Source organism: Henriciella mobilis (genome assembly GCF_003576285.1).
GTDB classification, from domain to species: domain Bacteria; phylum Pseudomonadota; class Alphaproteobacteria; order Caulobacterales; family Hyphomonadaceae; genus Henriciella; species Henriciella mobilis.
In genome coordinates this window covers 16,049-42,079 of record NZ_QWFX01000010.1, presented here as the reverse complement: position 1 = coordinate 42,079, position 26,031 = coordinate 16,049, and the positions used below count along the sequence as shown (strand labels likewise).

Below are 26,031 nucleotides of genomic sequence, written 5' to 3'. Positions count from 1 at the left end.
TTTCTGTTGTGAATTCAGCAGCAAAGGGAGCGTCAGAATGGCCGTTTCCAGACTTTCCTTCTCCGCATTGATCCTCGCCGCCCTCACAACAGGCGTGGCGCAGGCGGACTCCATGAAACTGACGTCGGCAGAGCACGAAACAGTGGTGCAGGCTTGCGAGCTCGGACTGCCTTTCATCCCGGTGGAATCCGACTTTGGATACCAGACGGGGCAATTTGCGCTGCCGGTCTCTGACGACGGCGGCGACGTCCATTCCGCGATCATTCTCGAAGAAGCTTCGCTGCGTACCATCCCTGAATGCAAGGGCGAGGTAGAAGACGCCATCGCCCGCCGCGACGATGCAGAGGACACCCGTAGCTCCTGATGCGTCAGATATCGGCTTGTGTGCAGCATGGTGCGGGCGGCCGGGCTTGAACCGGCAAGGCCATACGGCCGAGGGATTTTAAGTCCCTTGCGTTTACCAATTTCGCCACGCCCGCCAACAGCTTCGCAGCCATTCGCCTCATAACAAGATCAGGGCAAGCCGCAAGGAAAAGCGCCAGCGCCCGCTAGGCGACGCGCTCGAAGATGGCGGCCAGCCCCTGCCCACCCCCGATACACATGGTTTCCAGCCCATAGCGGGCTTCACGCCGGTCCATCTCGTTGAGCATGGTGGTCAGGATACGAACGCCGGTACAGCCGACCGGGTGGCCGAGTGAAATACCGGAACCGTTCGGATTCAGCCGGTCATAGTCGCCATCCTCGAAACCGAGCGCTTTCGTGCAGGCCAGGACCTGAGCTGCAAACGCTTCGTTGAGTTCGATGACATCGATGTCGGAAATCTTGAGCCCGGCACGGTCCATCGCCTTCTGCGAAGACGGGACGGGACCGATCCCCATGACGGCCGGGCCGACACCGGCGACGGACCATGACACGAGACGCGCCAGGGGTTTCAGGCCATATTTGTCTGCCGCCTCTCGGGTACAGACGATGCAGGCTGCTGCGCCGTCATTCTGGCCGGAGGCATTGCCTGCCGTAACCGTTGCCTCCGGGTCGGTGCGACCCTGGATCGCCCGCAGGCTGGAGAGTTTCTCGAGCGTGGAATCGGCGCGGATATGCTCATCCTTCGTCACGACCGTATCGCCTTTCCGGCCCTTGATCGTGTAGGGGACGATTTCCTGGTCGAACTTGCCGGACGCCTGGGCAGCGGCCGCTTTCTGGTGAGAGTTGTAAGCAAACTCGTCCTGGGCTTCGCGCGTGATCTGGTATTCGCGGCGCAGATTTTCCGCCGTTTCGATCATGCCACCGGGGACGGGGTAGTTCTTGCCGCCGGCGGTGTAGCGGCCGCGGGTCAAGGCATCGTACATCATCAGCCCGTCGCCCTTGATCTGCCAGCGCATATGGTTGGAGAAGAATGGGGCATTCGACATGCTCTCTGCTCCGCCCGCAATCATCACATCGCTGGCACCAGTCCCGACTTGCATGATGGCGTAGATGACCGCCTGCAGGCCCGAACCGCAGCGCCGGTCAATCTGGAGACCGGCCGTCTCGATCGTCAGGCCGGCATCAAGCGCGACCATCCGTCCGAAGGCTGGCGCTTCCATTGTGGGATAGCATTGCGCAAACACGCAATCCTCAACCGCTTCAGCAGGGATCTGTGTCTTGTCCATCAACGCCCGCAGGACATGCGAGGCGAGGTCGTGCGCCTGGACGTCCTTGAAACTGCCTCCGAAACCACCAACGGCCGTGCGAAGCGGGGAACAGATAACGACGTCTCTCATGAATGGCACTCCCTTAGGTTTTGGGGTGCGTTACACTGGAGTTTCAGCGCCGTGGCAAGAGCGAAGACGTCGCAACTAGCTCGCGTCGGGCTCGCCTTCTTCTGAAGCGGCTGCAGGCTTATTGCGGGCGGAGGCTTCGGTATTCTCTGCCGAACCCGGCAGAAACGGCTCAATTTTCTCTGGTGGCGGCGGCGCAGTTACCTGAAGCTGCTGCTGGCGCACACGCTCGATCTGCTCGCGGTCGCGGTCGACATGAGCGCGCAGATCGTCGATTGCCGTGCGCGGCCCGAACCGGCCCTCCGATGTGAAAGAGGATTCAACGTCGGAGCTGTAAGCCCCCGTCGCGCCTTTTTCGTTACTGGTTGCGATCTGGCCGGCGGCAGAAAGCGCCAGTGCAGTGGGAAGGGCGACAGTCGCAAGAGGCTTGGCGAACGGCATGGGGGGGCTCCTTGGTTTTCTACGCAAGTAGCCCCGACCGTATCACGCCAGGTGTTCTGGACTTCCTGAATAACCGTTCATGAAGAAGTTCTAATTCTGGCCGCGCCCGCGTTCGGTCACAGCCTTGCGCGCCTCTTCCACGCTATCGGCTGTGACGCCGGCGGCGTGCGCCTTCGACCGCTCAACTTCCATCTTCATCGCCTCGCCGAAGCTGATGGCGAATCCGTCGTCGATGACCTTCTTGTACTTCCGCAGCATGTCTGGCTGACAGCTGGCCATGTCGTGTCCCATCTGGATGGCGGCAGGCAGCAATTCATCAGCCTTGTAGACGCGGTTCACCAGACCCCAGCGCTCGGCCGTCTGGGCATCCAGGAAATTGCCGGTCAGCGACAGCTCCTTCGCCCGGCTGATGCCGATCAGGCGCGACAGGCGCTGGCTCAGCCCCCAGCCCGGCATGATACCAACACGCGCATGCGTATCCGCGAACTTCGCATTCTCTGACGCCAGCAGCACGTCGCACATCAGCGCCAGTTCAAAACCGCCCGTGATGGCAAAGCCATTGATCGCCCCGATGATCGGCCACTGGAAGCCCGCCAGCGCCTTGCCGAGGTCGATTTCGCCGCCATCGGCACCGAGCGCGAAACCGGTCTGGCCAGCCTCCTTGAGGTCGATCCCGGCGGTGAAGGCCCGCCCTGACCCGGTGAGTACGACGGCCCGGACATCATCATCCTTCGACAGCGCCTCAAAGGTTTTCACGATCTCGCGGCGCAAGTCCCGGCTGAGCGCATTCAGTGCATCCGGGCGGTTCAGGGTGACGACGGCGACAGGACCGTCCTTTTCGACGAGGACAATTGGGTCGGACATGGTTTTTCTCCGGCAGCATGACTAATTTCTTCGGGCAAGACTTAGACTGCTCCCTATCCCATCTCCAATAGGCAATCGATGACCAAACCCCCAGCCGATGTGAATTACACTTTCGACGACGCACAACTCGACCAGTTGTCGGCCTATGGCGAGGTCCGCCACCACAAGGCGGGCGACCTGCTCATCGAAGAGGGAGAGTCTCGTTGCGATTGCCTGGTTACGCTCTCCGGGCACACCAACATCTTCATCTCGACGCCGGAAGGCGAACGACGGATGGGCTGGATGGAGCGCGGGCAGTTTGCGGGCGATATCACGGTGCTGACGGGTCAGGCCTCGCTTTCACGCGTCGAGATGGGCGAGGAAGGCGACGTCCTGCATATTGCGCATGCTGACTTCCAGCGGCTTCTTGTCGAGAATTCGGCGATCTCCGACGTCTTCGTACGCACACTCACGGCGCGCCGGGCCTTCGCCCACGAGGCCGCGCATGGGTCTGTCATCGTCATTGGTGATGCGCATGACCGCGACGTGTTCGCCGCCCGGGACCTTCTGTCGAAGCATATGGTGCCGCACCTATGGCTAGACCCAGCCACCGATGCGCTGGCCAAGCCGATCATGGAAGCCCGGGAAATCACCAACGACTCGCTCCCCGTCGTCATCAGGGGGCGCTCGCGGATCCTGTCCCGGCCGAGCATGTCGGAGCTGTCTGAGGCGTTTGGCCTCGACCTGCTGCCTGATGGAGAAACAGTCGATGTCATTGTGGTCGGCGCCGGACCAGCGGGCCTGGCTGCGTCGGTTTATGCGGCCTCCGAAGGTCTCAGCGTGATCACCCTCGATACCGACGCCCCGGGCGGTCAGGCGGGCACGTCTTCCAAAATCGAGAATTACCTAGGCTTCCCGATGGGCGTGTCCGGACGTGAGCTCGCCGCGCGCGCATCAATTCAGGCCCAGAAATTCGGCGCCCGCATTGCCGCGCCGGTAAAAGCGATATCGCTCGACAGGAATGGCGAGATCTATTGCATAGGTCTGGAGGACGGGCGGAACATCTGCGCACGCGCAGTCGTGATTGCGACCGGCGCGCAGTACCGCCAGCTACCGATTCCGAACCTGTCTCGCTTTGAGGGACGCGGGGTCTATTACGGCGCGACGCCGATGGAAGCACAGCTTTGTGGCGGCCAGGATGTTGCAATCGTCGGGGCTGGCAACTCCGCCGGCCAGGGCGCCGTCTTCCTGAGCCAAACGGCCAGGACCGTGCACCTGCTCTACCGGCGCGCAGACATCCGCGAAACCATGTCGGAGTATCTTGTCCGGCGCCTGGAAGAAACGCCGAATATCCATCTCCATCCGTCGTCCGAGATCGAAGCCCTGCATGGGCTCGACGGCGCGGCGCCCGAAGACGACAGGCTGATCGCAACCACCTTTCACAGCAAGGCCACTGGAGACAGCAGGCGCGTCGAGATTCCCTTCGTGTTCCTGTTCATCGGCGCGGCACCGTTCACCAGCTGGCTGCCAGAGCATATGAGCTGCGATGAGAAGGGCTTCGTGAAAACCGGGCCGGATCTTGCCAATATCGACCTTGTGCGCGCAGGCTGGTCGCTTGATCGCATGCCCACCCGCTATGAGACGAGCTGGCCCCGGGTCTACGCAGTGGGCGATGTCCGGATCGGTTCGGTCAAGCGGGTCGCCTCGAGCGTCGGCGAAGGCTCAGTGGTCGTGAGTGACATCCACCGCGCCATCGCGGAACTGGGAGCCGTTAGCGATCCTTTGCCGCGCGGCGCATGATCCAGCGTATCAGCGCCAACAGGGACAGGCTGAGCGCCAGCAGTGCGGCAAGCACCAAAAATCCGAACTTAAGTGGTGTCAGCACATTTTTCAGATCCAGCAGGTCTGCGCTGCCAGACAATGCAAGCGCCTGCACTGTATTTTCGAAGAGATCCACAACTGCCGCTGCGAGCGCTGGGAGCATAGCCCACCCGCGATAGCGCGCGGGCACGAACCGTCCCGCCAGGCCGGCAAAAAAAGCGCCATAGGCGATCGGATACGCGGTATCATTGAGTACGCTTGCCCAGAAGTGCGCGGTTTTCTGGACGGCAGACATCTCCTCCAGGCGAACCCGAGCCGCCTCACCGGTTGCGATCATGTCGAGCAGCGGTCCGTCGATCAGCGCCTGCACCGGCGCGAAACTGAGGCCGATCAGCACCATCAGTACAAAACTTGTTATGATGGCCGGGACAGAGGTCAGCCACCTGAGCAATGCACTCAACTTGCCTCTCCCTCGATGACTTCGCTTTCGCGGCCGACGCCGCTGACCAGGGCAACCAGTTTTTCTCCCGCTTCCCTGAGCTTCGCCTCATCCGTCGAGCGGGCGATCAGCGCAACGCCGTGGTCTGTCACAGAGCGGAACCATGGGTATGAGCCGAGACTGACCCCTTCCAGCTCCTCATTGAGACGTGACAGCTTCTCGGCCACATCGCCTTCGCGAAGGCCGGCCGACCGCACCGTCAGGCTCCGCACCGGCACGCCGCGCTCGAGGCGGTGGCCAATATCCTGCAGCATGCCCTGCACGATCGAAGGCACGCCGGCCAGCGTAAAGACATTGCCAGTCTGGAAACCCGGTGCGCCAGAGACAGGGTTCTCGATCAGGCTAGCGCCGTCCGGGATTCGCGCCATACGCTGGCGCGCTTCGGTAAATTCGGTACCGATCTCGTCATATCTGGCCTGCAGCATCGCCATGACGTCAGGATGCTTGCCGATCCCCACACCGAACGCCGCAGCGATGGCGTCAGCGGTGATATCGTCATGCGTCGGCCCGATCCCCCCCGTCGTGAAGACGTAGGTGTAGCGCTCTCGCAGGGCATTCACTGCCTCGACGATGCGCGCCTGCACATCAGGCACGATCCGGACTTCTTCCACCGGGATGCCATAAGGCCCGAGAAATCCGGCAATATGCTGGACGTTGATGTCGCGCGTGCGACCGGAAAGGAGTTCATCGCCTATCAGGCAGATTGCGGCTGTCGGTGTGCTCATGGCCTATCTCTAGCGCCGCCATGATCCGACAGCCAGTACAAGATATGCAACCGGCAGGTTTTGCTGCGGTCGGCGTTTCCCTGGAGCATCATGTGCCCTTCAATCTGCCGATGCCACTGCCGTCTGGATCACCCCTTCTCCCGCAGGAAGCAGCGCTTCGTAAACCAGCCTTTGAGACTCGCCGCGAAAGTCGGCTGGCTCGCCGGGCAGTGCGCCAAAGCGCTGCACCATTCCGATGAAGAAAAGGTCGTTGGCGGGGTCGATCCAGAACCAGGTGCCGGCAGCTCCACCCCAGTAATAGGTGCCGGGCCCGACAGTGGCATTCATCGCTTCCGGATCGGTAATGACACCGAAATCGAAGCCGAAATCATGCATCGCCTCTTCAAGCGCGGTTGTACCCGAGAAGGTCACGCCCGTGCCCTCCGGAAGGTGGTTGCGGGTCATGAGCGCGACCGTCTCCGGAGAGATGATCTGGACATCGCCTAACGAACCACCATCCAGCATCATCTGGCAGAAGCGCGCATAGTCCGAAATCGTCGATGCTAGGCCAGCACCGCCAGACGGGAAACCAACCGTCTCCTCGCGAAGCTCGAAACCGAGGAAATCCGGCGGGAACGCATTCGGCACGAACCGTTCTTCCTCTTCGGAATAAGCCATCAGGTCGCTCAAACGGGAGCGCTTCTCATCCGGCACGATGAAATCGGTGTCTTCCATACCGAGCGGGCCAAACACGTTTGCCTTGAGATAGTCGTCGAAACGCATGCCCGAGAAGTGCTCAACCAGGTAGCCCTGGATATCGACGGCAACGGAATAGTACCATTCGTTGCCCGGCTGTTTCAGGAGCGGAATGGCGGCGACCTTGTCGATCATCGTCTCCATGTCCGGCGAGGTAAGCACTTTCTGTTCCCGGAATTGCCGATTGGCGTAGTCAGCCCCGCCAAGTCCGTAGGCAAAGCCTGCAGTGTGGGTCAGCAGTTCCTTCATCGTCGGTGAATGATCGGGTTCGACCAAAACTGGAATGCCGTCCTCAGTCTCGTCTTGCAGCACCATGAGATCGGCGAATTCCGGAATGAACTCGGCTACCGGGTCGTCCAGCTCGAAGTAATCGAGCTCATAGAGCTGCATCAGCGCGACGCCCGTGATCGGTTTCGACATGGAGTAGATCCGGAAGATCGTGTCGTCCGTGACGGGTGCTTCCGGCTCAACCTGGCGCAGGCCATAAGCCTGATAGTGCGCAACCGCACCATCTTTCACGAGCAGGGTCTGCATGCCAATGACGTGGCCCTCATCGACATAGGCCCGCATCTTTTCTGCCAGGGCTTCCAGCCCCTCATCACTGAATGCTGCCGACTCGCCAGCCTCGAGAACCGGCCAGTCAGCCGATACCGCGCTTGCGCCTGAACCTGTAACACAGCCTGCGCAAGCGGCCAGCACCGCAATGGCGGCCGCCATCGCGCCCGATCGTCTGATCATTGAAGCCTCCCCGGACATTATGTCATTGCGGTAATCGTGAAGCACACCCTCCAAGGCCGCAAGCACTTTGCCGAAGATTTGAAATGAGAGCCCGTCAGGGCTCGAAGTAAGGCCGGTCGCCTGCAATCGTCACACGCTCCATCACGCGCACATCCGGCCAGTAGTCGCTGGCGGCATAGTGCTGGCAGGCGCGATTGTCCCAAAACGCCATGGAGCCCGGTGCCCAGCGGAAGCGGCACTGATACTCCGGAATGGCGGCCTGGGCGTAGAGATGCTCAAGCAGCCAGTCGCTCTCCTTTTGTGACAACTCCTTGATGTGACTGGTGAAAGCCGTGTTCACATAGATCAACCGCTCACCGGTTTCCGGATGGGTGCGGATGACCGGATGCTCCATTGGCGGATACTTCGCGTGCAGCTCTTTCGGGTCTTTGCCCAGCCGCCGGGCGAATACGCGGGCGATATCGTGCACCGCTGTCAGCCCGCAGCAGAAATCCTTCATCTTTTCCGACAGGCCCTCATAGGCTGCCACCATATCCGAGAAAAGCGTGTCGCCGCCGACGGCCGGTAAATCTATGGCGCGCAGGATGGAGCCGAGTGACGGCTGTTCGCGCCAGGTCACATCGGAATGCCAGGCGTTCTCCTGCCCCTTATTGTTCGCATTGTGAGTGATGCGCAGGATCTCCGGGTTTTCCTGGTCCTTCGGTGTTGCCGGATGGATTTCCAGCTCCCCGAAGCAGCGGGCAAACTCGATATGCTGCTCCGCCGTGATCTGCTGGTCGCGAAAGAAAACGACCTTGTATTTTAGCAGCGCTGCCCGGATGTCGGCGATCAGAGCGTCATCAAGCGCCTCGCTCAGATCCACCCCATGCAAGACGGCGCCGATCCGCGGTGTCAGCGGCCTTGCTTCAAAGCGCGCAAACGCTTCAGCGCCAACATGGACATTCATCTGATTTCCTCCCATTTGTTCTTGTCTTTTATGCGAGCTTATGCCCAATCGCGCCATTCGGGAAGGCTGGCGCCAGAGCGCTAGAGGCACGAGTCAGTTGCGGGTGTGGAATCCGAACCCGAACACTGCCATATTCATTGCGTAATCAAAGGCGATGCCTATCCCACCAAGCCCGGACCAGACCGACATGACTGAAGCTGAACTCATGATGCCTATGCGGACCGGAGAAATCCGGATCCACGATGAGGAAGGATTTGAGGGCATGCGCCGGGCTGGCAAGCTTGTCGCCGAATGCCTCGACATGCTCGTGCCTGAGGTAAAACCCGGCGTGACGACCGCCCATCTGGACGATCTGATCCGGGAATTTGTCCTCGACCATGGTGCCCAGTCTGCCACGATCGGCTATCGCGGCTACCGCCACGCCTCATGCATCTCGCTCAACCACGTCATCTGCCACGGCATACCGGGCGATCGCCCGCTGAAGGATGGCGACATCGCCAATATCGACGTCACGCTGATTCTGGATGGATGGCATGGCGACCATTCGCGCATGTATGCGGCCGGCCAGCCAAAGCGCAAAGCCGAGCGGCTGATGGACGTAACCTACGAAGCGCTGATGGCCGGGATCGCGGCCGTGAAACCCGGTAATCGTTTCGGCGACATTGGCGCAGCCATTTCGGCCATCGCAGCCAAGAACCGCCTGTCCGTGGTCGAGGACTTCTGCGGCCACGGCCTCGGGCAACTTTTTCATGACGAGCCGAATGTCGTGCACTCCGCGCGCGCCGGAACCGGGCCGGAACTGAAGCCCGGCATGTTCTTCACGATCGAGCCGATGCTGAACATCGGCCGCAAGGATGCGGCGATCCTGCCGGATGGCTGGACGGCCGTAACGCGCGATCGCCAGCTCTCTGCCCAGTATGAGCATTCGGTCGGCGTCACCAAGGACGGCGTTGAAGTGTTCACCACCTCACCCAAAGGCTGGCACACGCCGCATACGGTGAAGCTCTGACCGGCTACTCGGGCGGCGCGTAGTAGGGCGCAGCTTCCTCCGGCATCATTTCCATGGAAATCGTGATCCCGTGTTCGGCGGCAAGCTGGCCGATGACGGCTCCTACCGCTTCAGCAGACTCCGGCTTCGCCTCCGCAAGACGCGGGCTGACACTTTCCATGAAGGCTTCGAACGAACTGCCCGTCGTCATCATGACCAGTTCGGTTTCGCCATCTGAACCATTCCAGAACATGTGCGCATGGCCGCGGTTGAGGGCCGCAAAGTCACCGGGGTTGAGGCGCAGCACTTCTCCATTGGACAGAACGTCCAGAGTGCCGGATGTGACGTAGAAGTATTCGTCTTCATGGGTATGGGTGTGCGGCGGCGAGCCCGGGCTGCCCGGCGGAAGGATAAATTCGTAGATCGTCACCGCCCCGGCCGACTCCTCACTTGAGAGCAACAGGCGGATGGGGTGGAACGGATTCTCGACGCTCTCACCCGTTTCAGCGCGGACCAGCTTGTCCGGATGGTCGGCAACTTCAGCCACCCCTTCGTGTTCATGTGCATGCGCGCACGCCCCCGTCGCCGCCAATGCAGCCGCGGCAAGAAACCATTTTGTCGACATTGTTGTCCCTCCACTCCATTTTCCGTGCGCGCCAGTTTTCACAAAGCCCTGCTTCGCGCAAGCTTGACGCGACCACCCCATTCGGAACATAAAAGGAACACGCATTGGTTGGGAGGTATGGATGAGGCAGGTGGAAGAAGCGCCCTTGCTGGGCCTGGATGCGCCTCAGGCGATCTCGGCCCCTAAGCCCCATTGGCAAGGCCATCGCGACCGCCTTCGTACAAGGCTGGTGGAACGCGGCGCCAATGCGCTCGAAGATTACGAGCTTCTCGAGACCCTGCTCTTCGCCTTCATTCCGCGTCGGGACGTGAAGCCGGTTGCCAAGGCGCTGCTGGCACGGTTCGGTTCGCTCAGCGGAGTGCTCGCCGCCCGCCCGGCTGATCTGACCAAAGTGGCCGGCGTGGGCGAAACGGTCGCCGCCTATCTCAAAGCCACCGCAGAGATTGGTGCCCGGGCGAGCCGTGAAACACTGAAATCCCGGCCGGCTATCTCAAGCTGGACCGCCCTTCAGGACTATGTGAAACGCGAGCTGCAGCATGAGGGCCGCGAGCAGTTCCGCGTTCTATTCCTCGACCGTAAAAACCAGCTGATCGCGGATGAAACCATGGGCCATGGCACGGTCGACCATGCGCCAGTCTATCCGCGTGAGATTGCCCGGCGCGCACTGGAACTTCAGGCGTCCAGCCTGATCCTGGTCCACAACCATCCATCCGGTGACCCGACCCCCTCTCGCGCCGACATCGACATGACACGCGAGGTGATTGACGCGCTCGATGCGTTCGAGATCACGGTGCATGACCATCTGATAGCCGCGCGCTCCGGTGTGCTGAGCTTCCGTGCCCAAGGGCTGATCTGAGCCATCCTCAGTCGCAGGTGACGGCGAAGATGGCCAAGCGCAGGAAACATCATTAAGGCAACGGCATCGACAGGTTTGAGGCAGTCATCCTCGCCAACGCTGTCAGGCCGCCGTTTATGAGCGGCCAAAACGATCCGGAAGCCTTTTAATGACCGACCATCCCGCCATTGCCCCCGCCCTGGGCCAGGCTCTTGCCGCCCGTGGCTATGACAGCCTCACGCCTGTCCAGGCTGCCATGCTCGACCCGCAGATTGAGGGACAGGACCTTCTTGTTTCCGCTCAGACGGGCTCTGGCAAGACAGTTGCCTTCGGGATCGCAGCCGCATCCTCGCTGCTGGCTGGTGGAGACCGCCTTGGCCATGCCGGCCACCCGCTGGCGCTCGTCGTCGCGCCAACCCGTGAGCTTGCCGTTCAGGTGCACCGCGAACTTCAGTGGCTGTACGCTGAGGCCGGCGCCTCGGTCGCCTCCTGTGTCGGAGGCATGGATCCGCGCGACGAGCGCCGGGCCCTTGCGCGCGGGGCGCATATCGTTGTCGGGACACCGGGGCGGCTCGTCGATCATATCAATCGCGGCGGCCTGGTGCTCGACGCAATTCGTGTGGTCGTGCTCGACGAGGCCGACGAGATGTTGAACCTCGGCTTCCGCGAAGAACTCGAAACCATCCTGAAAGCAGCCCCCGAAGGACGGCGTACCCTGCTCTTCTCGGCCACTGTGTCGAAGCCGATCGCCAGGCTCGCGGCAAACTTCCAGCGTGACGCGGTCCGCGTCAACACGATCTCGGAAGCGAGCCACCATGCGGATATCGAGTATCGCGCGCATGTCGTGGCGCCGCCCGATACCGAGAATGCGATCATCAATGTGCTGCGCTTCCATGAAGCGAAGAATGCACTCGTCTTCTGCAAGACCCGCGCGAATGTGAACCATCTTCTGGCGCGCTTCCACAATCGTGGCCTCAGTGTCGTGGCGCTCTCGGGCGAACTCAGCCAGACCGAACGCACCCATGCCCTGCAGGCCCTGCGTGATGGCCGAGCGAATGTCTGCGTGGCGACCGATGTCGCCGCGCGCGGGCTCGACCTGCCGGACCTTGATCTCGTCATCCACGCCGACCTGCCGACAAACCAGGAAAGCCTGCTTCATCGCAGCGGCCGCACGGGCCGGGCCGGGCGCAAGGGGATCAGCGTGCTCATCGTGCCTTTCAAGGCGCGCCGCCGGATCGAACGTCTGCTCGGCGATGCAAAGGTCGAGGCAAGCTGGACAGAGGCGCCGGGCGCTGAGGATATCCAGCGCCGCGACGACGAGCGCCTGTTGAACCACCCTTCACTCAGCGAACCGGTCTCTGCCGCCGACAGCGAGATGGCTAAGGCCCTGATCGACATTCACGGCGCCGAACAGGTTGCCGCCGCCTTCGTCGCACTCCACCGCGCGAAGCGGTCAGCGCCGGAAGACCTGATGCCCGTGCCGGAGGATCGCGGTCCAGCCAGAGACGGAGATCGCGATGCCCGCCGCAAGCCGCGCGAACAGCGTGCGCCGAGGGAGTCCCGTGACGATTTCGAGGATGGCGTGTGGATCAACCTGTCTGTCGGGCGCAAATCAGGAGCCGAGCCGCGCTGGCTGTTGCCGATGCTCTGCAAGTCCGGAGGGCTAGACCGCACTCAGATCGGGGCCATCCGCATCGAGGAGTCCCATAGCCGCGTCGAGCTGAAACCCGACAGTGTCGAGCCATTCTTTGCCACGATCGGCGCCGATGGCCGGCTTGAGAAATCGATCACCGCATGGCGCGAGGGCGACGAACCGCCAGGCCGGGCCGCCTATTCCGGGCAAAACGCGGCGCCCGCAGCATCTGCCGACACGACGAAAAAGAAGAAGAAGAAGCCCAAACCGCACCGGGGCGACTGGTCGCCGGAAGAAAAGCCGCGAAAGCCCCGCCCCACGCCGCCTTCAGAACTTGAAAGCCAGCCCCGGGACAAAGCGAAGCGGTCAAAGCCAAAGAAGCACCAGCATCGCCCTGGTCCCTCTGGCATGAGCCCGCCCAAGCGGCCGAAAACCAAGCGCCCAAAATCCTGAGGGCCGACTGGACGCTGTGCCCTCCAGGTCACAGCGGAGCCTGATGGTCGATTTGTTTCCCGCTTCCGGTTGACCGGGATGCGGCAATCTGTCACTTGCCCCGCCTCATTCAACATCAGGAGCGAGCGATGAGAGATCGCACGGTCAATCTGAAGGCATATCCCGCCGCCCTGCCACAGGGTCGCGAACTTATGCCCATGGAGGATGTTGGATGACGGGCTGACTGTCAGCCCAGCCGGGAAGCCCCGGTTTATACGCACCCTCCACGCGCTTCAGCCTGGAGGGTTTTTCTTTCTCTGCCATTCAGGTTGCCGCGTGGAGGGGTGAGGTGCGGTCGCGCCAGCGATGAGACGCTCCAGTGGAGCGTTTCAAGCAACGAACGAGATCATGACTTGCATGATCTCTGGCGACACACTTCACACCCAAAGCAAAGGAGGGCTCGTCTGACGAGCAAGACAAATGAGTGATTTTGAAGTGATCGAGACCGCGCGCGGCGGGACGATCAAGGCCTGGGTCAAGGGCGTTCCGGTCGAGCCGGCCGCCCGCAATCAGCTGGAGAATGTGGCGGGGCTACCCTTCGTCCATTCCCAGCTGGCGGTGATGCCGGACGTGCACTTCGGGCGCGGCGCGACCGTGGGCTCGGTGATCCCGACGAAGGGGGCCATTATCCCGGCCGCCGTCGGCGTGGACATCGGGTGCGGCATGATGGCGATCCGGACCAGCCTGAAGGCAGATCACCTGCCCGACACGCTGAAGCCGGTCCGCCGGGCCATCGAACGGGCGATCCCGGTCGGCAATGGCAAGGGTGGAAGCCACAAGCACGTCCCGGCCATGGCCGAGACGAAGCTCAAGCACTCCGGCCTGATGGACCGTTTCGACCGCATTCGCGAGCGGCATGGCAAGATCAAGTCCGCCACCTACACCACGCAGCTCGGCACGCTGGGCGGCGGGAACCACTTCATCGAGCTGTGCCTCGACGAAGCCGGTGATGTGTGGGTGATGCTGCACTCGGGATCGCGCGGGACCGGTAACCGGATCGGGACCTACTTCATCGAAGAGGCCCGCCGCGCGCTGGAAACCCGCGTCCTCGGCTACCACGTGCCGGACCGTGACCTCGCCTTCTTCGTCGAAGGTGAGCCGCTGTTCGACGACTATGTCGAGGCCGTTGGCTGGGCGCAGGACTATGCCCGCCTCAATCGCGAGGTGATGATGGCCCGCGTCCTGATGGCGCTGCGGGAGACGTTCCCGAGCTTCACGACGGACAAGCACGCGGTGAACTGCCACCACAACTATGTGGAGAAGGAACACCATTTCGGCGCCGACGTCTGGGTGACCCGCAAGGGCGCCGTACGCGCCGGCGAGGGAGAGCTTGGCATCATTCCGGGCTCGATGGGGGCAAAATCCTTCATCGTGCGTGGCAAGGGCCATGCGGACTCCTTCTGCTCCTGTTCGCACGGGGCTGGCCGGGCCATGTCACGGACCGAAGCACGCAAGCGCTTCACCGTGGATGACCACATCGCCGCGACCGATGGTGTCGAATGCCGCAAGGATGGCGGTGTCGTCGACGAAACGCCGATGGCCTACAAGGACATCGACGCCGTAATGGCAGCGCAGTCCTCGCTGGTGGACGTCGTCCACACGCTGCGCCAGGTCGTCTGTGTCAAAGGCTGACCTGATGAGACAGAGGATCCGGAAACGAGAAGGGCGGCCCGGCGGGTCGCCCTTTTTTCTGAGCCATGCAGACCTCGAATAGGCCTTATCTCCAGCCATGGCTGGAACGAGGCGCGCGCGGCCTTAGTTGCTGTATCGACAGAGACACGATTGGAGCATCGGCATGGGCCTTCTGAATAATGGCATCTGGCAGGACAAATGGTACGACACCGGCAAGACCGGCGGAAAGTTCGTGCGGTCCGAAAGCCAGTTCCGCAACTGGATCACGCCCGATGGCGCCGCCGGCCCGACCGGTGACAGCGGCTTCAAGGCCGAGCCGGGCCGATACCACCTCTATATTTCCTATGCCTGCCCATGGGCCCACCGGGCCCTGATCTTCAGGACGCTGAAAGGGCTGGAAGACATGATCGATGTCTCCGTCGTCCACTGGTTCATGGGTGAGAATGGCTGGACGTTCGAAAAAGATCCCGACGGCCTTGTTGGGGACAAGCTGTTCGGCTCGAAGTTCATGTACGAGATCTACCTGAAGGCCGACCCGCACTATACCGGCCGGGTCACCGTACCGACACTCTGGGACAAGAAGACGGGCACCATCGTATCCAATGAGTCGGCGGACATTATCCGGATGCTCAATACGGCCTTTGACGGAATCGGTGCAGCGCCGGGCGACTACTACCCGGAAGACAAACGCAGCGAGATCGATGAGATCAATGAACGCGTCTATCACACTGTAAATAATGGGGTTTACAAGTCCGGTTTTGCGACATCGCAAGCCGCCTACGAGGAAGCCGTCTACCCCCTGTTCGAATCGCTGGACTGGCTCGATGCGCGCCTGTCGCGCTCGCGCTTCCTCAACGGGGACACGCCGACAGAGGCCGACTGGCGCCTCTGGACGACACTCTATCGCTTCGACATGGTCTATCACGGCCACTTCAAGTGCAATATCCGCCGCCTCGCCGACTACACCCACCTCTGGCCCTATGCCCGTGACCTGTACCAGTGGCCGGGCATCCGCGAGACCGTCAATGCCGATCATGCCAAGCGGCACTACTATGAGAGCCACGACATGGTGAACCCGACGCGCATCGTGCCAGCCGGGCCCGACCTCGACTGGGACGCACCGCACGGTCGCAGCTAGGCACCAGGGTCCCGCAAGGAAAACACTGGACTCAGAATCAGTGAGGCATCACCTTCCTCCCAAAACGAGGACGGGAGGAATCAATCATGAAGTGGATCGCTTCTGCAGGAGCGGCGGCCCTTATGGCGTGCTCAGTGGGCGCTCAGGAGGCCGACACCTGGTATCCTTCAAAGTATGGCCCGGATGACCGCCTCGGCGCGGTCGCCAATCTCAGCCCGGAAAAGACGGCTGAGGCAGCCCAGCTTATCACAGAGGGCAAGACCTATGCGCTCGGCGTAATCACCAGCCGGGAGACACCCGCCTATCCGCCGCGCCGCTACGATGTCTATGTCATGCAGCCCTCGGACGGGTCTGGCACGCCGCTGGGTGAGAACAAGGCTGTCGGCAATGATGACCTTGTGCAGACTTTCGTCGGGATAGGGAGCCAGATCGACGGCCTCGGCCACATGGGCATCGATCACTACTATTATAATGGCCTGCACGTTTCGGATTTCGTGACGCCGGCCGGCCTGACCCAACTCGGCACGCAGGACATTCCGCCCATCGCGACGCGCGGCGTCCTGCTCGACATGACCAAAGTCTTCAATGCCGATCCGGTGCCGGATGGAACCGCCTTCAACCAGGCCGAAATCGAGGACGCCGCGAAGCTCGCCGGCGTGGAGATCGGCAAGGGCGACGTTGTCCTCTTCCACACCGGCGCAATGGAAGCCCATGAAGGATCAACCGAACTCATGGCCACCCATCCGGGGCTCGGCGTGCAAGGTGCGGATTATCTTGCCGGTCTTGGCGTGGTCGCGGTGGGCGCTGACACGGTCGCCCTCGAGGCCATTCCGTTTGAAAACCCTGCCCGTCCCTTCGAGGTCCACCAGACGCTGCTGGCCAAGCATGGCGTCTACATCCTCGAGAGCATGGTCACGGAAGAGCTCGCAGGCGACGGCGTGAGCGAATTCTTCTTCTCGCTGGGTGTGCCGCGTCTCAATGGCACGGTGCAGGCGATCATCAATCCGGTGGCCATCCGCTAGCCGGTCCATGCAACATGAGCAGGATGCGCTGGCGCCATTCACCCTATGGGCGCAGAGACTTGCCAGCGCATCAGCGAGCGTCAAGAAGTAGAACAATACAAGCTGCCCCGCAGAGTGGCGGCACGGAGGGAACTGCGACATGACTGATACGACGGCCGAACAGCATCAGGGCCACATCACCGGCTTCGGGACCAAGGGCTACCGCACCTATGTTCTGCTTTCCCTGATGCTGGTCTACACGCTGAACTTCATCGACCGCACGCTCATCTCGGTCGTTGCGCAGCCGATCATCAACGAGTTTCAGCTGAACGATACCCAGTGGGGCCTGCTGTCCGGACCGCCCTTTGCCCTGTTCTACGCGCTGATGGGCATTCCCATTGCGATGTGGGCCGACAGGGCGAACCGCGTCATCATCATCACGCTCTGCATCATCATCTGGTCCGTCATGACGGCGCTGTGCGGAATCGCGAGCGGCTTTATCTGGCTCCTGATCTTCCGCGTCGGTGTCGCTGTCGGTGAGGCCGGCTGCACTCCGCCCGCCAACTCCCTCATAACCGACTATTACCCGCCGCGAAGCCGGGCCGGCGCACTGGGCATCTACTCCATGGGGGTCACGATTGGCGGCGTCCTGGCGCAGCTCTTCGGCGGCCTGATTGCCGGCATTCAGGGCGAAGACTTCGGTGCCTGGCTGGGAACGATCGGCCTCGGCGGCCTTTTCCCCGGTATTGACTGGTCGACGGTCGGCGGCTGGCGAATCGCTTTCGTCGTTGTGGGCCTGCCCGGCGTCGTGATTGCGCTGATCATCCTGCTGACAATCAAGGAGCCGCCGCGCGGCTATTCCGACCCGCCTTCGCTGGACAGCCAGACCAAGGCCGGCTTCTTCGATGCCTTCCGGGAGTTCGGGAAGAAGCCGACCTTCTGGTGGCTTTCCCTTGGTGCCGCTTTGGTTGCCTTCGTCGGGTATGGCCTGATCAACTTCCAGGCGCCCTTCCTGCAGCGGGTCCACGGTATCGGCGTTCGCGATGCGGCGGTGCTCTACGGTGCGCCGCTGGCGGCTGTCGCGGCTGGCGGGACCTTCCTCGGCGGGTTCCTGTCAGAAAGGCTCGAAGGCCGGTTTCCGCGCGTGGCTGCCTGGCTGCCCGGTGTGGGGCTTCTGGTTTCCGTCCCCTTTTATATCGCCGCTTTCTTTGCGCCGACCCTGTCACTGGCGTTCATGCTCTGGATCGTGGCAGCCATCGCCCACTATGCCTATCTCGGCGCGCAGTACACGGTCGGCACAGCCATTGTGAGCCCCAAATCGCGGGCAACCACTATCTCCGTCCTGCTGCTCATCGTCAGCCTGATCGGTAATGGCATCGGGCCGCTCTTCGTCGGCGCGATGAGTGATTTCTTCATGGGCATGGAGATCAACAATGCTGGCCTGTCGAGCATGGCTGCGGACTTCAATCCCCGCCTTTGCAGCACGGATCCCACCTCGCTCGGCGAGACGGGTCCCGAACTCTGCCGCGCCTATGCAAACGGGCTGCGCTACTCCATGGCGGCCACCGTGCTGTTCATGATTCTCGCAGCCGCCTCGTACTTCATGGCTGCCGTGTCCTTCGGGCGCGACCGCTATCGCGGCGACGTCCCGGCTGCCGGCATGAGCGTCTAGCCAAAACCTTGAAACGGGCCTGGCCACCTGCTCTGGTGGCCAGGCCTTTTCTTCACAGGTGAAGTTTTTTCACCTGTGCCCTACGGAAAGTCTGGCCTCGGCAATCCCGATCTGCTTTCCTTGTTGAAACTGCTGAAAAGTCGCGGCGGACAAGCGACCCACACAATGAGACGGGAGGCCGAGATGGCGACAGTCGACACGACTGCCGATACAGTGAGCGACATTAATACGGGCTTTGGAAGCAAGGGATACCGGGGCTTCGTGCTCGGCTCGCTCCTGCTGGTCTATATCTTCAATTTTATCGACCGCTCGATCATCAACATCCTTACAGAGCCAATCAAGCAGAGCTTCCAGGTTGAAGACTGGCAGATGGGCCTGCTCGGCGGACCGGCGTTCGCGATCCTTTATACCATGCTAGGCATTCCGATCGCACGGTTGGCCGAACGCTTTCACAGGGTCTGGATCATTGCGATCTCTGTTTTTGTCTGGAGCCTGATGACCGCGCTCTGCGGTGTCGCAGTGTCATTCATGGTCCTGTTCCTGTTCCGGGTCGGCGTGAGTGTCGGCGAGGCCGGCTGCACACCGCCTGCCCAGTCTCTGATCGCTGACTATTTCGCGCCATCCAGCCGGGCGACAGCCGTGTCGATATACGCCCTCGGCGTCCCGCTGGGCGGCATGTTCGCGGCTGTATTCGCCGGTTTCATCGTCGGCAATCTCGACGGTCCGTCGCTGGCCGCGATGTTCGAAGCCTGGGGCTGGAATTGGGCGCTTGGCCTGGCCGACTGGCAGAATGTCGAAGGCTGGCGTGTCGCCTTCATACTCGTCGGCATTCCAGGCATCCTGCTCGCTTTCATCGTCAAGATGACAATCAAGGAACCCCCGCGTGGCTACAGCGACCCGCCGGAGTTGCAGCAGCTTGAACGGGCCAGCATGGGCGAAGCCTTCAAGGTCCTTTCGAAGAAGACGACCTTCTGGCACATCGTGGCGGGCGCGACGGTCGCCTCTTTTGTTGGCTACGGCGTTGCCCAGTTCACAACCTCCTTCCTCGTGCGCACGCACGGACTGGATCTTCAGACAGCCGCTGTCCTGTTCGGCGTGATCATTGGCCTGATGGCAGCGCTCGGCGTCTTCATGTCGGGCTTCCTGGCGGACAAGATGGCGAAGCGGTATCCAACGGCGCTGTCATGGATGCCGGCGCTGGGGATGGGCCTGTCGGTACCGCTCTATGCGGTCGGTTTCCTGGCCCCGACCGTCTGGCTTGCGCTGCCGCCGCTGATGGCCGCCGCCGCGCTACACTATTTCTATCTCGGTCCGATGTACGCCATTGTTGGCGGGGTCGTGGACAGCCGCATGCGGGCGACCTCGGTGGCCATCACCCTGTTCATCGTGAACCTTCTGGGCTACGGGCTCGGGCCGCCGCTGATCGGCTTCCTGTCGACCGCGCTGAAGGGCATGTTCCTCGCCGGAAACGACCTCGGCCTGACACTTGAAGCCTGCAAGGTGACCACGGAACTGTCGGCCGAAGCGGCCGCCGCCTGCGCGAACGCAAACAGTGAAGGCCTGCGCTGGTCGATCATTGCCTTCTGTTCGCTCTATGCCTGGGCTGCCATCCATTATCTTCTCGCCGGCAAGACCTTGCTGCGTGACTTGACGATCAAGTCCAGCTAGCGGAGAGGCATGGCAGTCTATACCAGCGTCAGTGACGACAAACTCGCAGCCTTCCTGAGCGATTATTCGCTTGGGAAGGCTGTGTCCTTCAAGGGTATTGCAGAAGGCGTCGAAAACTCGAACTACTATCTCGAGACCGACAAGGGGCGGTTCATCCTGACCCTGTTCGAGCGCCGGGCAGACCCGAAGGACCTGCCCTATTTCATGGCGGTCAAACAGCACCTGGCAAAGAAAGACTTTCCCTGTCCTGAACCCATCGAGGGCAAGGACGGTGTGGTCCTGCGCGAACTTGAAGGGCGCCCGGCTGTCATCGTGTCCTTCCTGGATGGCCTTTCGCCCAACCGCCCCAATACCGCTCAGTGCCGGGCGCTGGGCGAGAACCTCGCCCGCATGCACCAGGCCCTTCAGGACTTCACCATGGAGCGGCGCAACACGCTCGGCCCGGCAAGCTGGCCTGTTCTCTGGAAAGGCAGAAGCGCAACAGCCGAAGACCTTCAGCCCGGGCTGTCCGCCCTGATCGAAAGCGATCTGGACGCCACCGCCAAGGCCCGCGCCCAGAGCCCGGACCTGCCGCGCGGGACAATCCACGCCGATCTCTTTCCGGACAATGCCTTCTTCATCGGCGACGAATTCTCCGGTGTTATCGACTTCTACTTCGCCTGCACGGACGCGCTGGCCTATGACATCGCTGTCTGCCTGAATGCCTGGGCCTTCGAGGATGGCAGTGAGTACAACTTCTCCAAGGGCGCGGCCCTGCTTGCCGGTTATGAGTCGGTCCGTCCGCTCGAACCATCCGAGCGCGACGTCCTGCCGACGCTCTGCCGCGGGGCGGCCCTGCGCTTCTTCATGACCCGCCTCGTCGACTGGACAGACACCCCGCCCGACGCGCTTGTCCGCCCCAAGAATCCGCTCGACTATTCGGCCCGGCTCGCCTTCCACCGCAAGGCTGTATCAGCGTCAGATTACGGATACGGCGCCTGAAACTTGCCACGCGCAAGCCTTCGGCATGCCCGATTGTGACGTTTCCATGCTTCAGGCCGCGTGGCATGCTGGCCGCCTTGGAGGGACGCAATGGCCGAGTTCGGACCGAATGGCGCCGCAATAGGGTCGGGCGATCCCGTTTCTGACCGGGATTATGCGCTGACCGATGAGAAGCCGAAGATCCGGCGGGTGCTGCTCGCCTGCTTTCTCTGTGGCATCTGCGCCAGTATCTCCGTCGCCCTCATTGCCGCCATCACAGCTTTCGTCTTCAGTTCGGCAACATCTGCCTTCGGCATGCCCGCCGCGGAATTCGGCGAACGCAGCAACTTCATGAGCGGCGCCTTCATGGCCGTGATGATGGCCGGTTTCAACTGGGTCGTGTTCTACATCGTCATCCCGGTAACCTGGGTAATGCTGTTCTTCTCGATCGGACTGTTTCCCCGCCGCGGCATTCTCCGACATGCGCCCTACTACCGCTGGGGCGCCATCTGGGGCGCGTTGCTGGTTGGAGCGCCGACAGGCATATTCGGCGTCGCGGCGGAAAATCAGGGCGCCTTCCTGGGCGCCTTGCTGACCGGGCTTGCCATCGGCTGTGCCGCGGGCCTGCTATGCGCCTCGCTTTTCCTCGCCATCGTCCGGCCGAAACAACAGCTGAGCCTGCCTGCTGCGGATGTGTTCTAGGCGAATGCGACGGCTTGACGCCCGGCGCAAACGGGGCAAGCGATGCGTCCCATGTCGAAACTGATTGAAATCTGGACTGATGGCGCGTGCAGCGGCAATCCCGGACCGGGCGGCTGGGGCGCCGTTCTGTTGTGGGGCGATCACCGCAAGGAACTCTATGGCGGAGAGTCCGAGACCACGAATAACCGCATGGAACTCATGGCGGCCATCGAAGCGCTGAACGCGCTGAAGAAGCCCTCAAAGGTGCGCCTGCATACGGATTCTGTCTATGTGAAGGACGGCCTCACCAAGTGGATCCACGGCTGGAAACGCAATGGCTGGAAGACCGCTTCGAAAAAGCCGGTCAAGAACAAGGACCTATGGCAGGAACTGGACGAGGCCTGCAAGCGCCACGACATCGAGTGGCGGTGGGTGAAGGGCCACGACGGCGACGAAGGCAATGAGCGCGCAGATGAGCTCGCCCGCCTTGGTACCGCCGAGGCCCGGATCACAGATTAGAGGCCGGTCAGCCAGCCTCTCCGGCGACAACCGAACACTGACCCTCATTATCGCGCAGATCACGCCGAACGCCGTCGACGAACTCGCCGGCAATCTCGAACTCGGCCATCGAGATATCAACCGTCTTCTCTTCCGTGCGGCCTTCAACCTCTTCCTCGATCATCCCGGCGGCCTCTTCAAGGCCGAGGCCTCGATCCTCGCGAAGTCCGACAATCGTCGAAACGACCTTGCGGACAGTCGCCTGGGTCGTCTCGCCTTTGTCAGCAAGCGTTGCGGCATAGCAGTCGCAATAGCCTTCGACGCTGGAACCGTATTCGGACAGGTCGGCCTCGATATCGGCATCGCCGGTCAGCATGGCCGTGCAGGCCGCGATGTCCTGAGCGGCCGGGTCTGGCTGTGTACAGGCGGCAGGTAAAAATATGGCGGCCGCCAGAAAGGCGGCGGTTCGATAAGACGTCATGGATTTCAGCTCCCTGTTGCTGACAAGGCTTTGCCTATTCAGCCGGTACAGACTCGCGCGTGCCAAGGAAACCGCGAAGACGGTTCTCGATGATGTCATGCGCTTCGGCCATGATGCGGTCGATGAGCTCCTTGCAGGTCGGGATATCATGGATGAGACCAGCGACCATGCCGCAGGACCAGGCGCCCGCATCCATATCGCCCTCGACCATGATCTTCGGATAGACGCCAGCGACTTCTTCGATGATGTCCTCGAACTTGATGTCGGAGCCGAGCCGCTTCTCCTTCTCGAGCAGGCGCTCAACGCCGGCATTGTTCAGAACACGCTCCGTGTTGCGCAGCGGGCGCATGACGAGGCGGGTGTCGAGTTCGCTCGCCGCAACGATGGCGTCCTTCACATTCTGGTGGACCGGGGCCTCCTTCGTCGCAATGAAGCGAGTGCCCATATTCATGCCTGAAGCGCCCATGGCGAGCGAGGCCACAAGCGAGCGGCCATCGGCCTGACCGCCGGAGGAAACGAACGGAATTTCCAGCTCGTCCGCTGCGCGCGGCAGGAGGATCATGTTCGGCACATCGTCCTCGCCCGGGTGGCCGCCGCATTCGAAGCCATCGACGGAAACCGCGTCGCAGCCAATGGACTGGGCCTTCAATGCATGCCGGACGGCCGTGCACTTGTGGATCACCTTGATGCCGGCGTCCTTGAGATGCGGCAGGACAGCTTGCGGATTGTTCCCGGCCGTCTCGACCACTTTCACACCGCCTTCGATGACCGCCTTCACGATGCCCGGATAATCGGGCGGCGTGGTGGATGGCAGGAAGGTGATGTTCACCCCGAACGGCTTGTCAGTCATGTCCTTGCAGCGCGCGATCTCATTGGCGAGGTCCTGCGGCGTTTTCTGTGTGAGGGCCGTGATGATCCCCAGCCCGCCGGCATTCGACACAGCTGCGGCCATCTCCGCAAAACCAACATAGTGCATGCCGCCCTGAACAATCGGATGCTCGATCCCGAACATCTCCGTGATTGCTGTTTTCATTGTCCGTACCTCCATTCTTTGGAGACACAATGCCAAGACAGCGGCAGAATGCGCAAGCATTCCTGTAGGGAAGCTCGACGCCATGTATTTGAGGCGGGACGGATCCAAGCGTAAGCTATTGTGACCGGGAGGAGAAAAACATGAAAATCTTCGTTCACGGCGTACCTGACACGCCTGCCATGTGGGCCCCTTTGATCGAGGCACTCGGGCTTGATCCTGCCATGACACACTGCCCCGCCCTGCCAGGCTTTTCCACGCCCGTTCCCGAGGGATTCGACTGCACCAAGGAAGCCTATGCTGACTGGCTGGTCAGCGAAATCGAAGCCCATCGCCCCGAAGGCGGACAGGTCGACCTGGTCGGACATGACTGGGGCGCCCTGCTCGTCATCCGCGCGGCGTGGCTGAGGCCGGACCTGGTGCGCAGCTGGGCGGTTGCGAATGCCCTGCCCGAGCCGGAGTACAAATGGCACCGGACGGCCCGCATCTGGCAGACGCCGGTCCTGGGCGAAATGTTCATGGCGATGACCGGCAAGAACCGCCTCGCCGCTGCCCTGACCGAAGCCGGGATGCCGGAAGCCCTGGCCAGGGAGGAAGTCTCTCATTGGACGCCGGAAATGCGCAAAGCCATCCTGAAGCTCTACCGCTCGGCCCGAAATGCTGCCGAAGAGTGGACACAGGACATGGACCGGCTGCCACAGCGCGGCATGGTGTTCTGGGGTGATGACGACCCGTTCGTCCCGGTTGAAACCGCCGAACGGTTCACTGAGGCGCTGGGCGTGCCTTTGCACCGTCATGCCGATACCGGGCACTGGTCTGTCGTCGAGAAGGCCGACCAGCTGGCAGAGAAGCTCAGGGGACACTGGGCCTGAGCGGGCATTCCCTTGGGAGAAGCGGACGCAGCGTCACGCCTTGCAGCCCCGCGCCTGCATGAGATGATCCGTCATCCAGCAACAGGACCCTCGCCATGAACCTGACTTTCAGCCCGGCCGAAGAATCCTTTCGCGACGAAGTGCGCACGTTTCTAAGTGAAGCCCTGACGCCGGACCTGAAGCGGTATGCGAGCCGCATGACCAGTGTCTATGCCCAGAAGGACGTCGCGCTTGAATGGCAGGCCATCCTTGTCGAAAAGGGCTGGGCCGCGCCGTCCTGGCCCGTCGAGTATGGCGGCTGCGACTGGTCGGTCGCCCAGCACTACATCTTCGATATCGAGATGGCGAAAGCCGGCGCGCCGCCGCTCAGCCCGATGGGCATCGGCATGTGCGGCCCGGCGCTGATCGGCCATGGTTCAGAGGCGCAGAAGGCCCACTACCTGCCGCGCATCCTGTCGGGCGAGGACTTCTGGTGCCAGGGCTATTCAGAGCCGCATGCCGGCTCGGATCTCGCCGCCCTGACCATGTCGGCCGAAGCCGATGGTGACGCCTTCATCTGCAACGGCTCGAAGATCTGGACCACGCATGCCCATGAGGCGAACATGATGTTCTGCCTCGTGCGCACGGATGCCTCGGGCAAGCCGCAGCAGGGCATCACCTTCCTGCTGATCGACATGACAGCGCCGGGCGTGCGCGTCGATCCGATCATCATGCTGTCTGGCGAGCATATCCAGAACGCCGTCTTCTTCGACGATGTGCGCGTGCCCAGGGCCAATGTTGTCGGCGAGGTCGACAAGGGGTGGACGGTCGCAAAATACCTGCTCGAATTCGAGCGCGGCGGCTCTTCTTACGGCCCGCGCCTCTTGCAGCGCCTCGGCGCCCTGCGCCGTGTCGCGAAAGACCTCGGCCGGCTGGATGCCGCCCTCAATGCCCGGATCAGCGCGGCGGAGATCGAGGCTGGTGCCCTGGAGGCGGCAGAGCTGATGATGATGTCGGAACTGGCCGGCGGCGGGACACCCGGCCTCAAGGCCTCGATGATGAAGATCAAGGGCACCGAACTCAGCCAGCATGTCACCGAAATCGCGCTCGATATTGCCGGCGCCCATGTCGAACCCTTCCAGCCGGAACATACCAGCCCGGGCGGCCCGGTCGTGACGCACCACGGCTCGAACCAGGGTCTTGTCGGCCCGGACAGCCTCGTCACCGTGGCGGCCAAATACCTCAATGACCGCGCCGGCTCCATCTATGCCGGCTCAAACGAAATCCAGCGCAACATCCTCAGCAAGGGTCAGCTGGGGCTGTAAAAAAAGCCCCGCCAGG

General features: G+C 62.0%; 25 protein-coding genes and 1 tRNA gene. 15 read left to right on the top strand and 11 right to left on the bottom strand.

From position 1 onward, the window contains the following. Positions 1-37 precede the first annotated feature (37 nt). Positions 38-364: a hypothetical protein gene (locus D1223_RS09565; protein WP_119376219.1), complete on the top strand. Its 327-nt coding sequence runs from the start codon at positions 38-40 to the stop codon at positions 362-364. A 28-nt stretch (positions 365-392) separates the two neighbouring features. Here D1223_RS09565 and D1223_RS09560 read toward each other — a convergent pair. The 4 genes from D1223_RS09560 to D1223_RS09545 form a co-directional block, all read right to left on the bottom strand. Further along, positions 393-479: transfer RNA gene (locus D1223_RS09560), tRNA-Leu, on the bottom strand. A 69-nt stretch (positions 480-548) separates the two neighbouring features. Next, entirely contained in the window at positions 549-1,760 is a 1,212-nt protein-coding gene (locus D1223_RS09555) for an acetyl-CoA C-acetyltransferase (protein ID WP_119376218.1), read from the bottom strand. A 75-nt stretch (positions 1,761-1,835) separates the two neighbouring features. Further along, positions 1,836-2,198, bottom strand: a complete 363-nt coding sequence (locus tag D1223_RS09550; RefSeq protein ID WP_119376217.1) for a hypothetical protein — start codon at positions 2,196-2,198, stop codon at positions 1,836-1,838. 90 nt (positions 2,199-2,288) lie between these two features. Further along, a complete protein-coding gene (locus D1223_RS09545; RefSeq protein WP_119376216.1) occupies positions 2,289-3,062 on the bottom strand; it encodes an enoyl-CoA hydratase in 774 nt (257 codons plus the stop codon). 78 nt (positions 3,063-3,140) lie between these two features. Here D1223_RS09545 and D1223_RS09540 point away from each other — a divergent pair, with 78 nt between their 5' ends. After that, positions 3,141-4,841, top strand: a complete 1,701-nt coding sequence (locus D1223_RS09540) for an FAD-dependent oxidoreductase (protein WP_119376215.1) — start codon at positions 3,141-3,143, stop codon at positions 4,839-4,841. Here D1223_RS09540 and D1223_RS09535 read toward each other — a convergent pair. From D1223_RS09535 to D1223_RS09520, 4 genes are all read right to left on the bottom strand, one after another. Beyond that, on the bottom strand, positions 4,813-5,322 hold the full coding sequence (locus D1223_RS09535; protein ID WP_147372762.1) for a hypothetical protein: 510 nt from the start codon (positions 5,320-5,322) through the stop codon (positions 4,813-4,815). The two genes, D1223_RS09540 and D1223_RS09535, sit on opposite strands and share 29 nt — an antisense overlap. Further along, positions 5,319-6,086: a competence/damage-inducible protein A gene (locus tag D1223_RS09530; RefSeq protein WP_119376213.1), complete on the bottom strand. Its 768-nt coding sequence runs from the start codon at positions 6,084-6,086 to the stop codon at positions 5,319-5,321. The genes D1223_RS09535 and D1223_RS09530 overlap by 4 nt, the downstream gene beginning before the upstream one ends. 99 nt (positions 6,087-6,185) lie before the next feature. After that, the gene (locus D1223_RS09525; RefSeq protein ID WP_158588446.1) at positions 6,186-7,559 is read right to left on the bottom strand and encodes a serine hydrolase domain-containing protein; all 1,374 of its coding nucleotides are present in this window, start codon (positions 7,557-7,559) and stop codon (positions 6,186-6,188) included. A 94-nt stretch (positions 7,560-7,653) separates the two neighbouring features. Beyond that, on the bottom strand, positions 7,654-8,505 hold the full coding sequence (locus D1223_RS09520) for a TauD/TfdA dioxygenase family protein (RefSeq protein ID WP_119376211.1): 852 nt from the start codon (positions 8,503-8,505) through the stop codon (positions 7,654-7,656). Between the two features lie 187 nt (positions 8,506-8,692). Between D1223_RS09520 and map the strand changes: the two genes are divergently transcribed. Then, entirely contained in the window at positions 8,693-9,514 is an 822-nt protein-coding gene (gene map, locus D1223_RS09515; RefSeq protein ID WP_119376240.1) for a type I methionyl aminopeptidase, read from the top strand. A gap of 4 nt (positions 9,515-9,518) precedes the next feature. On the opposite strand, the gene D1223_RS09510 is transcribed toward map, so the two are convergent. Further along, the gene (locus D1223_RS09510) at positions 9,519-10,118 is read right to left on the bottom strand and encodes a cupin domain-containing protein (protein ID WP_158588445.1); all 600 of its coding nucleotides are present in this window, start codon (positions 10,116-10,118) and stop codon (positions 9,519-9,521) included. Positions 10,119-10,239: 121 nt separating this feature from the next. Between D1223_RS09510 and radC the strand changes: the two genes are divergently transcribed. The 10 genes from radC (at position 10,240) to rnhA (ending at position 22,349) form a co-directional block, all read left to right on the top strand. Further along, complete coding sequence (radC, locus tag D1223_RS09505; protein ID WP_119376209.1) at positions 10,240-10,974, top strand: RadC family protein; 735 nt, start codon at positions 10,240-10,242, stop codon at positions 10,972-10,974. 148 nt (positions 10,975-11,122) lie between these two features. Beyond that, positions 11,123-13,039 (top strand): DEAD/DEAH box helicase, encoded by a 1,917-nt coding sequence (locus D1223_RS09500; protein ID WP_119376208.1) that lies wholly within the window; start codon positions 11,123-11,125, stop codon positions 13,037-13,039. Between the two features lie 459 nt (positions 13,040-13,498). After that, a complete protein-coding gene (locus D1223_RS09495; protein ID WP_119376207.1) occupies positions 13,499-14,710 on the top strand; it encodes an RtcB family protein in 1,212 nt (403 codons plus the stop codon). Positions 14,711-14,873: 163 nt separating this feature from the next. Then, a complete protein-coding gene (locus tag D1223_RS09490; protein ID WP_119376206.1) occupies positions 14,874-15,848 on the top strand; it encodes a glutathione S-transferase family protein in 975 nt (324 codons plus the stop codon). 86 nt (positions 15,849-15,934) lie between these two features. Further along, the gene (locus D1223_RS09485) at positions 15,935-16,870 is read left to right on the top strand and encodes a cyclase family protein (RefSeq protein WP_119376205.1); all 936 of its coding nucleotides are present in this window, start codon (positions 15,935-15,937) and stop codon (positions 16,868-16,870) included. A gap of 139 nt (positions 16,871-17,009) precedes the next feature. Continuing rightward, the gene (locus D1223_RS09480) at positions 17,010-18,521 is read left to right on the top strand and encodes a spinster family MFS transporter (RefSeq protein WP_119376204.1); all 1,512 of its coding nucleotides are present in this window, start codon (positions 17,010-17,012) and stop codon (positions 18,519-18,521) included. A gap of 183 nt (positions 18,522-18,704) precedes the next feature. Continuing rightward, positions 18,705-20,189 carry a spinster family MFS transporter gene (locus D1223_RS09475; protein WP_119376239.1) on the top strand — a complete coding sequence of 495 codons (1,485 nt, stop codon included), beginning with the start codon at positions 18,705-18,707 and terminating at the stop codon, positions 20,187-20,189. 9 nt (positions 20,190-20,198) lie between these two features. Further along, positions 20,199-21,170 (top strand): homoserine kinase, encoded by a 972-nt coding sequence (locus D1223_RS09470; RefSeq protein ID WP_119376203.1) that lies wholly within the window; start codon positions 20,199-20,201, stop codon positions 21,168-21,170. Positions 21,171-21,260: 90 nt separating this feature from the next. After that, positions 21,261-21,851 (top strand): hypothetical protein, encoded by a 591-nt coding sequence (locus D1223_RS09465; protein WP_119376202.1) that lies wholly within the window; start codon positions 21,261-21,263, stop codon positions 21,849-21,851. Positions 21,852-21,902: 51 nt separating this feature from the next. Continuing rightward, positions 21,903-22,349 carry a ribonuclease HI gene (rnhA, locus tag D1223_RS09460; protein WP_119376201.1) on the top strand — a complete coding sequence of 149 codons (447 nt, stop codon included), beginning with the start codon at positions 21,903-21,905 and terminating at the stop codon, positions 22,347-22,349. A gap of 7 nt (positions 22,350-22,356) precedes the next feature. Here rnhA and D1223_RS09455 read toward each other — a convergent pair whose 3' ends face one another. Next, positions 22,357-22,809: a hypothetical protein gene (locus D1223_RS09455; RefSeq protein ID WP_147372758.1), complete on the bottom strand. Its 453-nt coding sequence runs from the start codon at positions 22,807-22,809 to the stop codon at positions 22,357-22,359. A 34-nt stretch (positions 22,810-22,843) separates the two neighbouring features. Next, positions 22,844-23,842 carry an NAD(P)H-dependent flavin oxidoreductase gene (locus D1223_RS09450; RefSeq protein ID WP_119376199.1) on the bottom strand — a complete coding sequence of 333 codons (999 nt, stop codon included), beginning with the start codon at positions 23,840-23,842 and terminating at the stop codon, positions 22,844-22,846. Between the two features lie 140 nt (positions 23,843-23,982). Between D1223_RS09450 and D1223_RS09445 the strand changes: the two genes are divergently transcribed. Next, entirely contained in the window at positions 23,983-24,711 is a 729-nt protein-coding gene (locus D1223_RS09445; protein ID WP_119376198.1) for an alpha/beta fold hydrolase, read from the top strand. 95 nt (positions 24,712-24,806) lie between these two features. Next, positions 24,807-26,015, top strand: coding sequence for an acyl-CoA dehydrogenase family protein (locus D1223_RS09440; protein ID WP_119376197.1), 1,209 nt, complete (start codon positions 24,807-24,809; stop codon positions 26,013-26,015). Positions 26,016-26,031 lie beyond the last annotated feature (16 nt).

What these genes read in the sequence shown, in the direction of transcription:
- D1223_RS09565 (WP_119376219.1), top strand. Translation starts at nt 38, where the DNA reads ATGGCCGTTTCCAGACTTTCCTTCTCCGCATTGATCCTCGCCGCCCTC.
- D1223_RS09555 (WP_119376218.1), bottom strand. Translation starts at nt 1,760, where the DNA reads ATGAGAGACGTCGTTATCTGTTCCCCGCTTCGCACGGCCGTTGGTGGT.
- D1223_RS09550 (WP_119376217.1), bottom strand. Translation starts at nt 2,198, where the DNA reads ATGCCGTTCGCCAAGCCTCTTGCGACTGTCGCCCTTCCCACTGCACTG.
- D1223_RS09545 (WP_119376216.1), bottom strand. Translation starts at nt 3,062, where the DNA reads ATGTCCGACCCAATTGTCCTCGTCGAAAAGGACGGTCCTGTCGCCGTC.
- D1223_RS09540 (WP_119376215.1), top strand. Translation starts at nt 3,141, where the DNA reads ATGACCAAACCCCCAGCCGATGTGAATTACACTTTCGACGACGCACAA.
- D1223_RS09530 (WP_119376213.1), bottom strand. Translation starts at nt 6,086, where the DNA reads ATGAGCACACCGACAGCCGCAATCTGCCTGATAGGCGATGAACTCCTT.
- D1223_RS09525 (WP_158588446.1), bottom strand. Translation starts at nt 7,559, where the DNA reads ATGATCAGACGATCGGGCGCGATGGCGGCCGCCATTGCGGTGCTGGCC.
- D1223_RS09520 (WP_119376211.1), bottom strand. Translation starts at nt 8,505, where the DNA reads ATGAATGTCCATGTTGGCGCTGAAGCGTTTGCGCGCTTTGAAGCAAGG.
- map (WP_119376240.1), top strand. Translation starts at nt 8,693, where the DNA reads ATGACTGAAGCTGAACTCATGATGCCTATGCGGACCGGAGAAATCCGG.
- D1223_RS09510 (WP_158588445.1), bottom strand. Translation starts at nt 10,118, where the DNA reads ATGTCGACAAAATGGTTTCTTGCCGCGGCTGCATTGGCGGCGACGGGG.
- radC (WP_119376209.1), top strand. Translation starts at nt 10,240, where the DNA reads ATGAGGCAGGTGGAAGAAGCGCCCTTGCTGGGCCTGGATGCGCCTCAG.
- D1223_RS09500 (WP_119376208.1), top strand. Translation starts at nt 11,123, where the DNA reads ATGACCGACCATCCCGCCATTGCCCCCGCCCTGGGCCAGGCTCTTGCC.
- D1223_RS09495 (WP_119376207.1), top strand. Translation starts at nt 13,499, where the DNA reads ATGAGTGATTTTGAAGTGATCGAGACCGCGCGCGGCGGGACGATCAAG.
- D1223_RS09490 (WP_119376206.1), top strand. Translation starts at nt 14,874, where the DNA reads ATGGGCCTTCTGAATAATGGCATCTGGCAGGACAAATGGTACGACACC.
- D1223_RS09485 (WP_119376205.1), top strand. Translation starts at nt 15,935, where the DNA reads ATGAAGTGGATCGCTTCTGCAGGAGCGGCGGCCCTTATGGCGTGCTCA.
- D1223_RS09480 (WP_119376204.1), top strand. Translation starts at nt 17,010, where the DNA reads ATGACTGATACGACGGCCGAACAGCATCAGGGCCACATCACCGGCTTC.
- D1223_RS09475 (WP_119376239.1), top strand. Translation starts at nt 18,705, where the DNA reads ATGGCGACAGTCGACACGACTGCCGATACAGTGAGCGACATTAATACG.
- D1223_RS09470 (WP_119376203.1), top strand. Translation starts at nt 20,199, where the DNA reads ATGGCAGTCTATACCAGCGTCAGTGACGACAAACTCGCAGCCTTCCTG.
- D1223_RS09465 (WP_119376202.1), top strand. Translation starts at nt 21,261, where the DNA reads ATGGCCGAGTTCGGACCGAATGGCGCCGCAATAGGGTCGGGCGATCCC.
- rnhA (WP_119376201.1), top strand. Translation starts at nt 21,903, where the DNA reads ATGTCGAAACTGATTGAAATCTGGACTGATGGCGCGTGCAGCGGCAAT.
- D1223_RS09455 (WP_147372758.1), bottom strand. Translation starts at nt 22,809, where the DNA reads ATGACGTCTTATCGAACCGCCGCCTTTCTGGCGGCCGCCATATTTTTA.
- D1223_RS09450 (WP_119376199.1), bottom strand. Translation starts at nt 23,842, where the DNA reads ATGAAAACAGCAATCACGGAGATGTTCGGGATCGAGCATCCGATTGTT.
- D1223_RS09445 (WP_119376198.1), top strand. Translation starts at nt 23,983, where the DNA reads ATGAAAATCTTCGTTCACGGCGTACCTGACACGCCTGCCATGTGGGCC.
- D1223_RS09440 (WP_119376197.1), top strand. Translation starts at nt 24,807, where the DNA reads ATGAACCTGACTTTCAGCCCGGCCGAAGAATCCTTTCGCGACGAAGTG.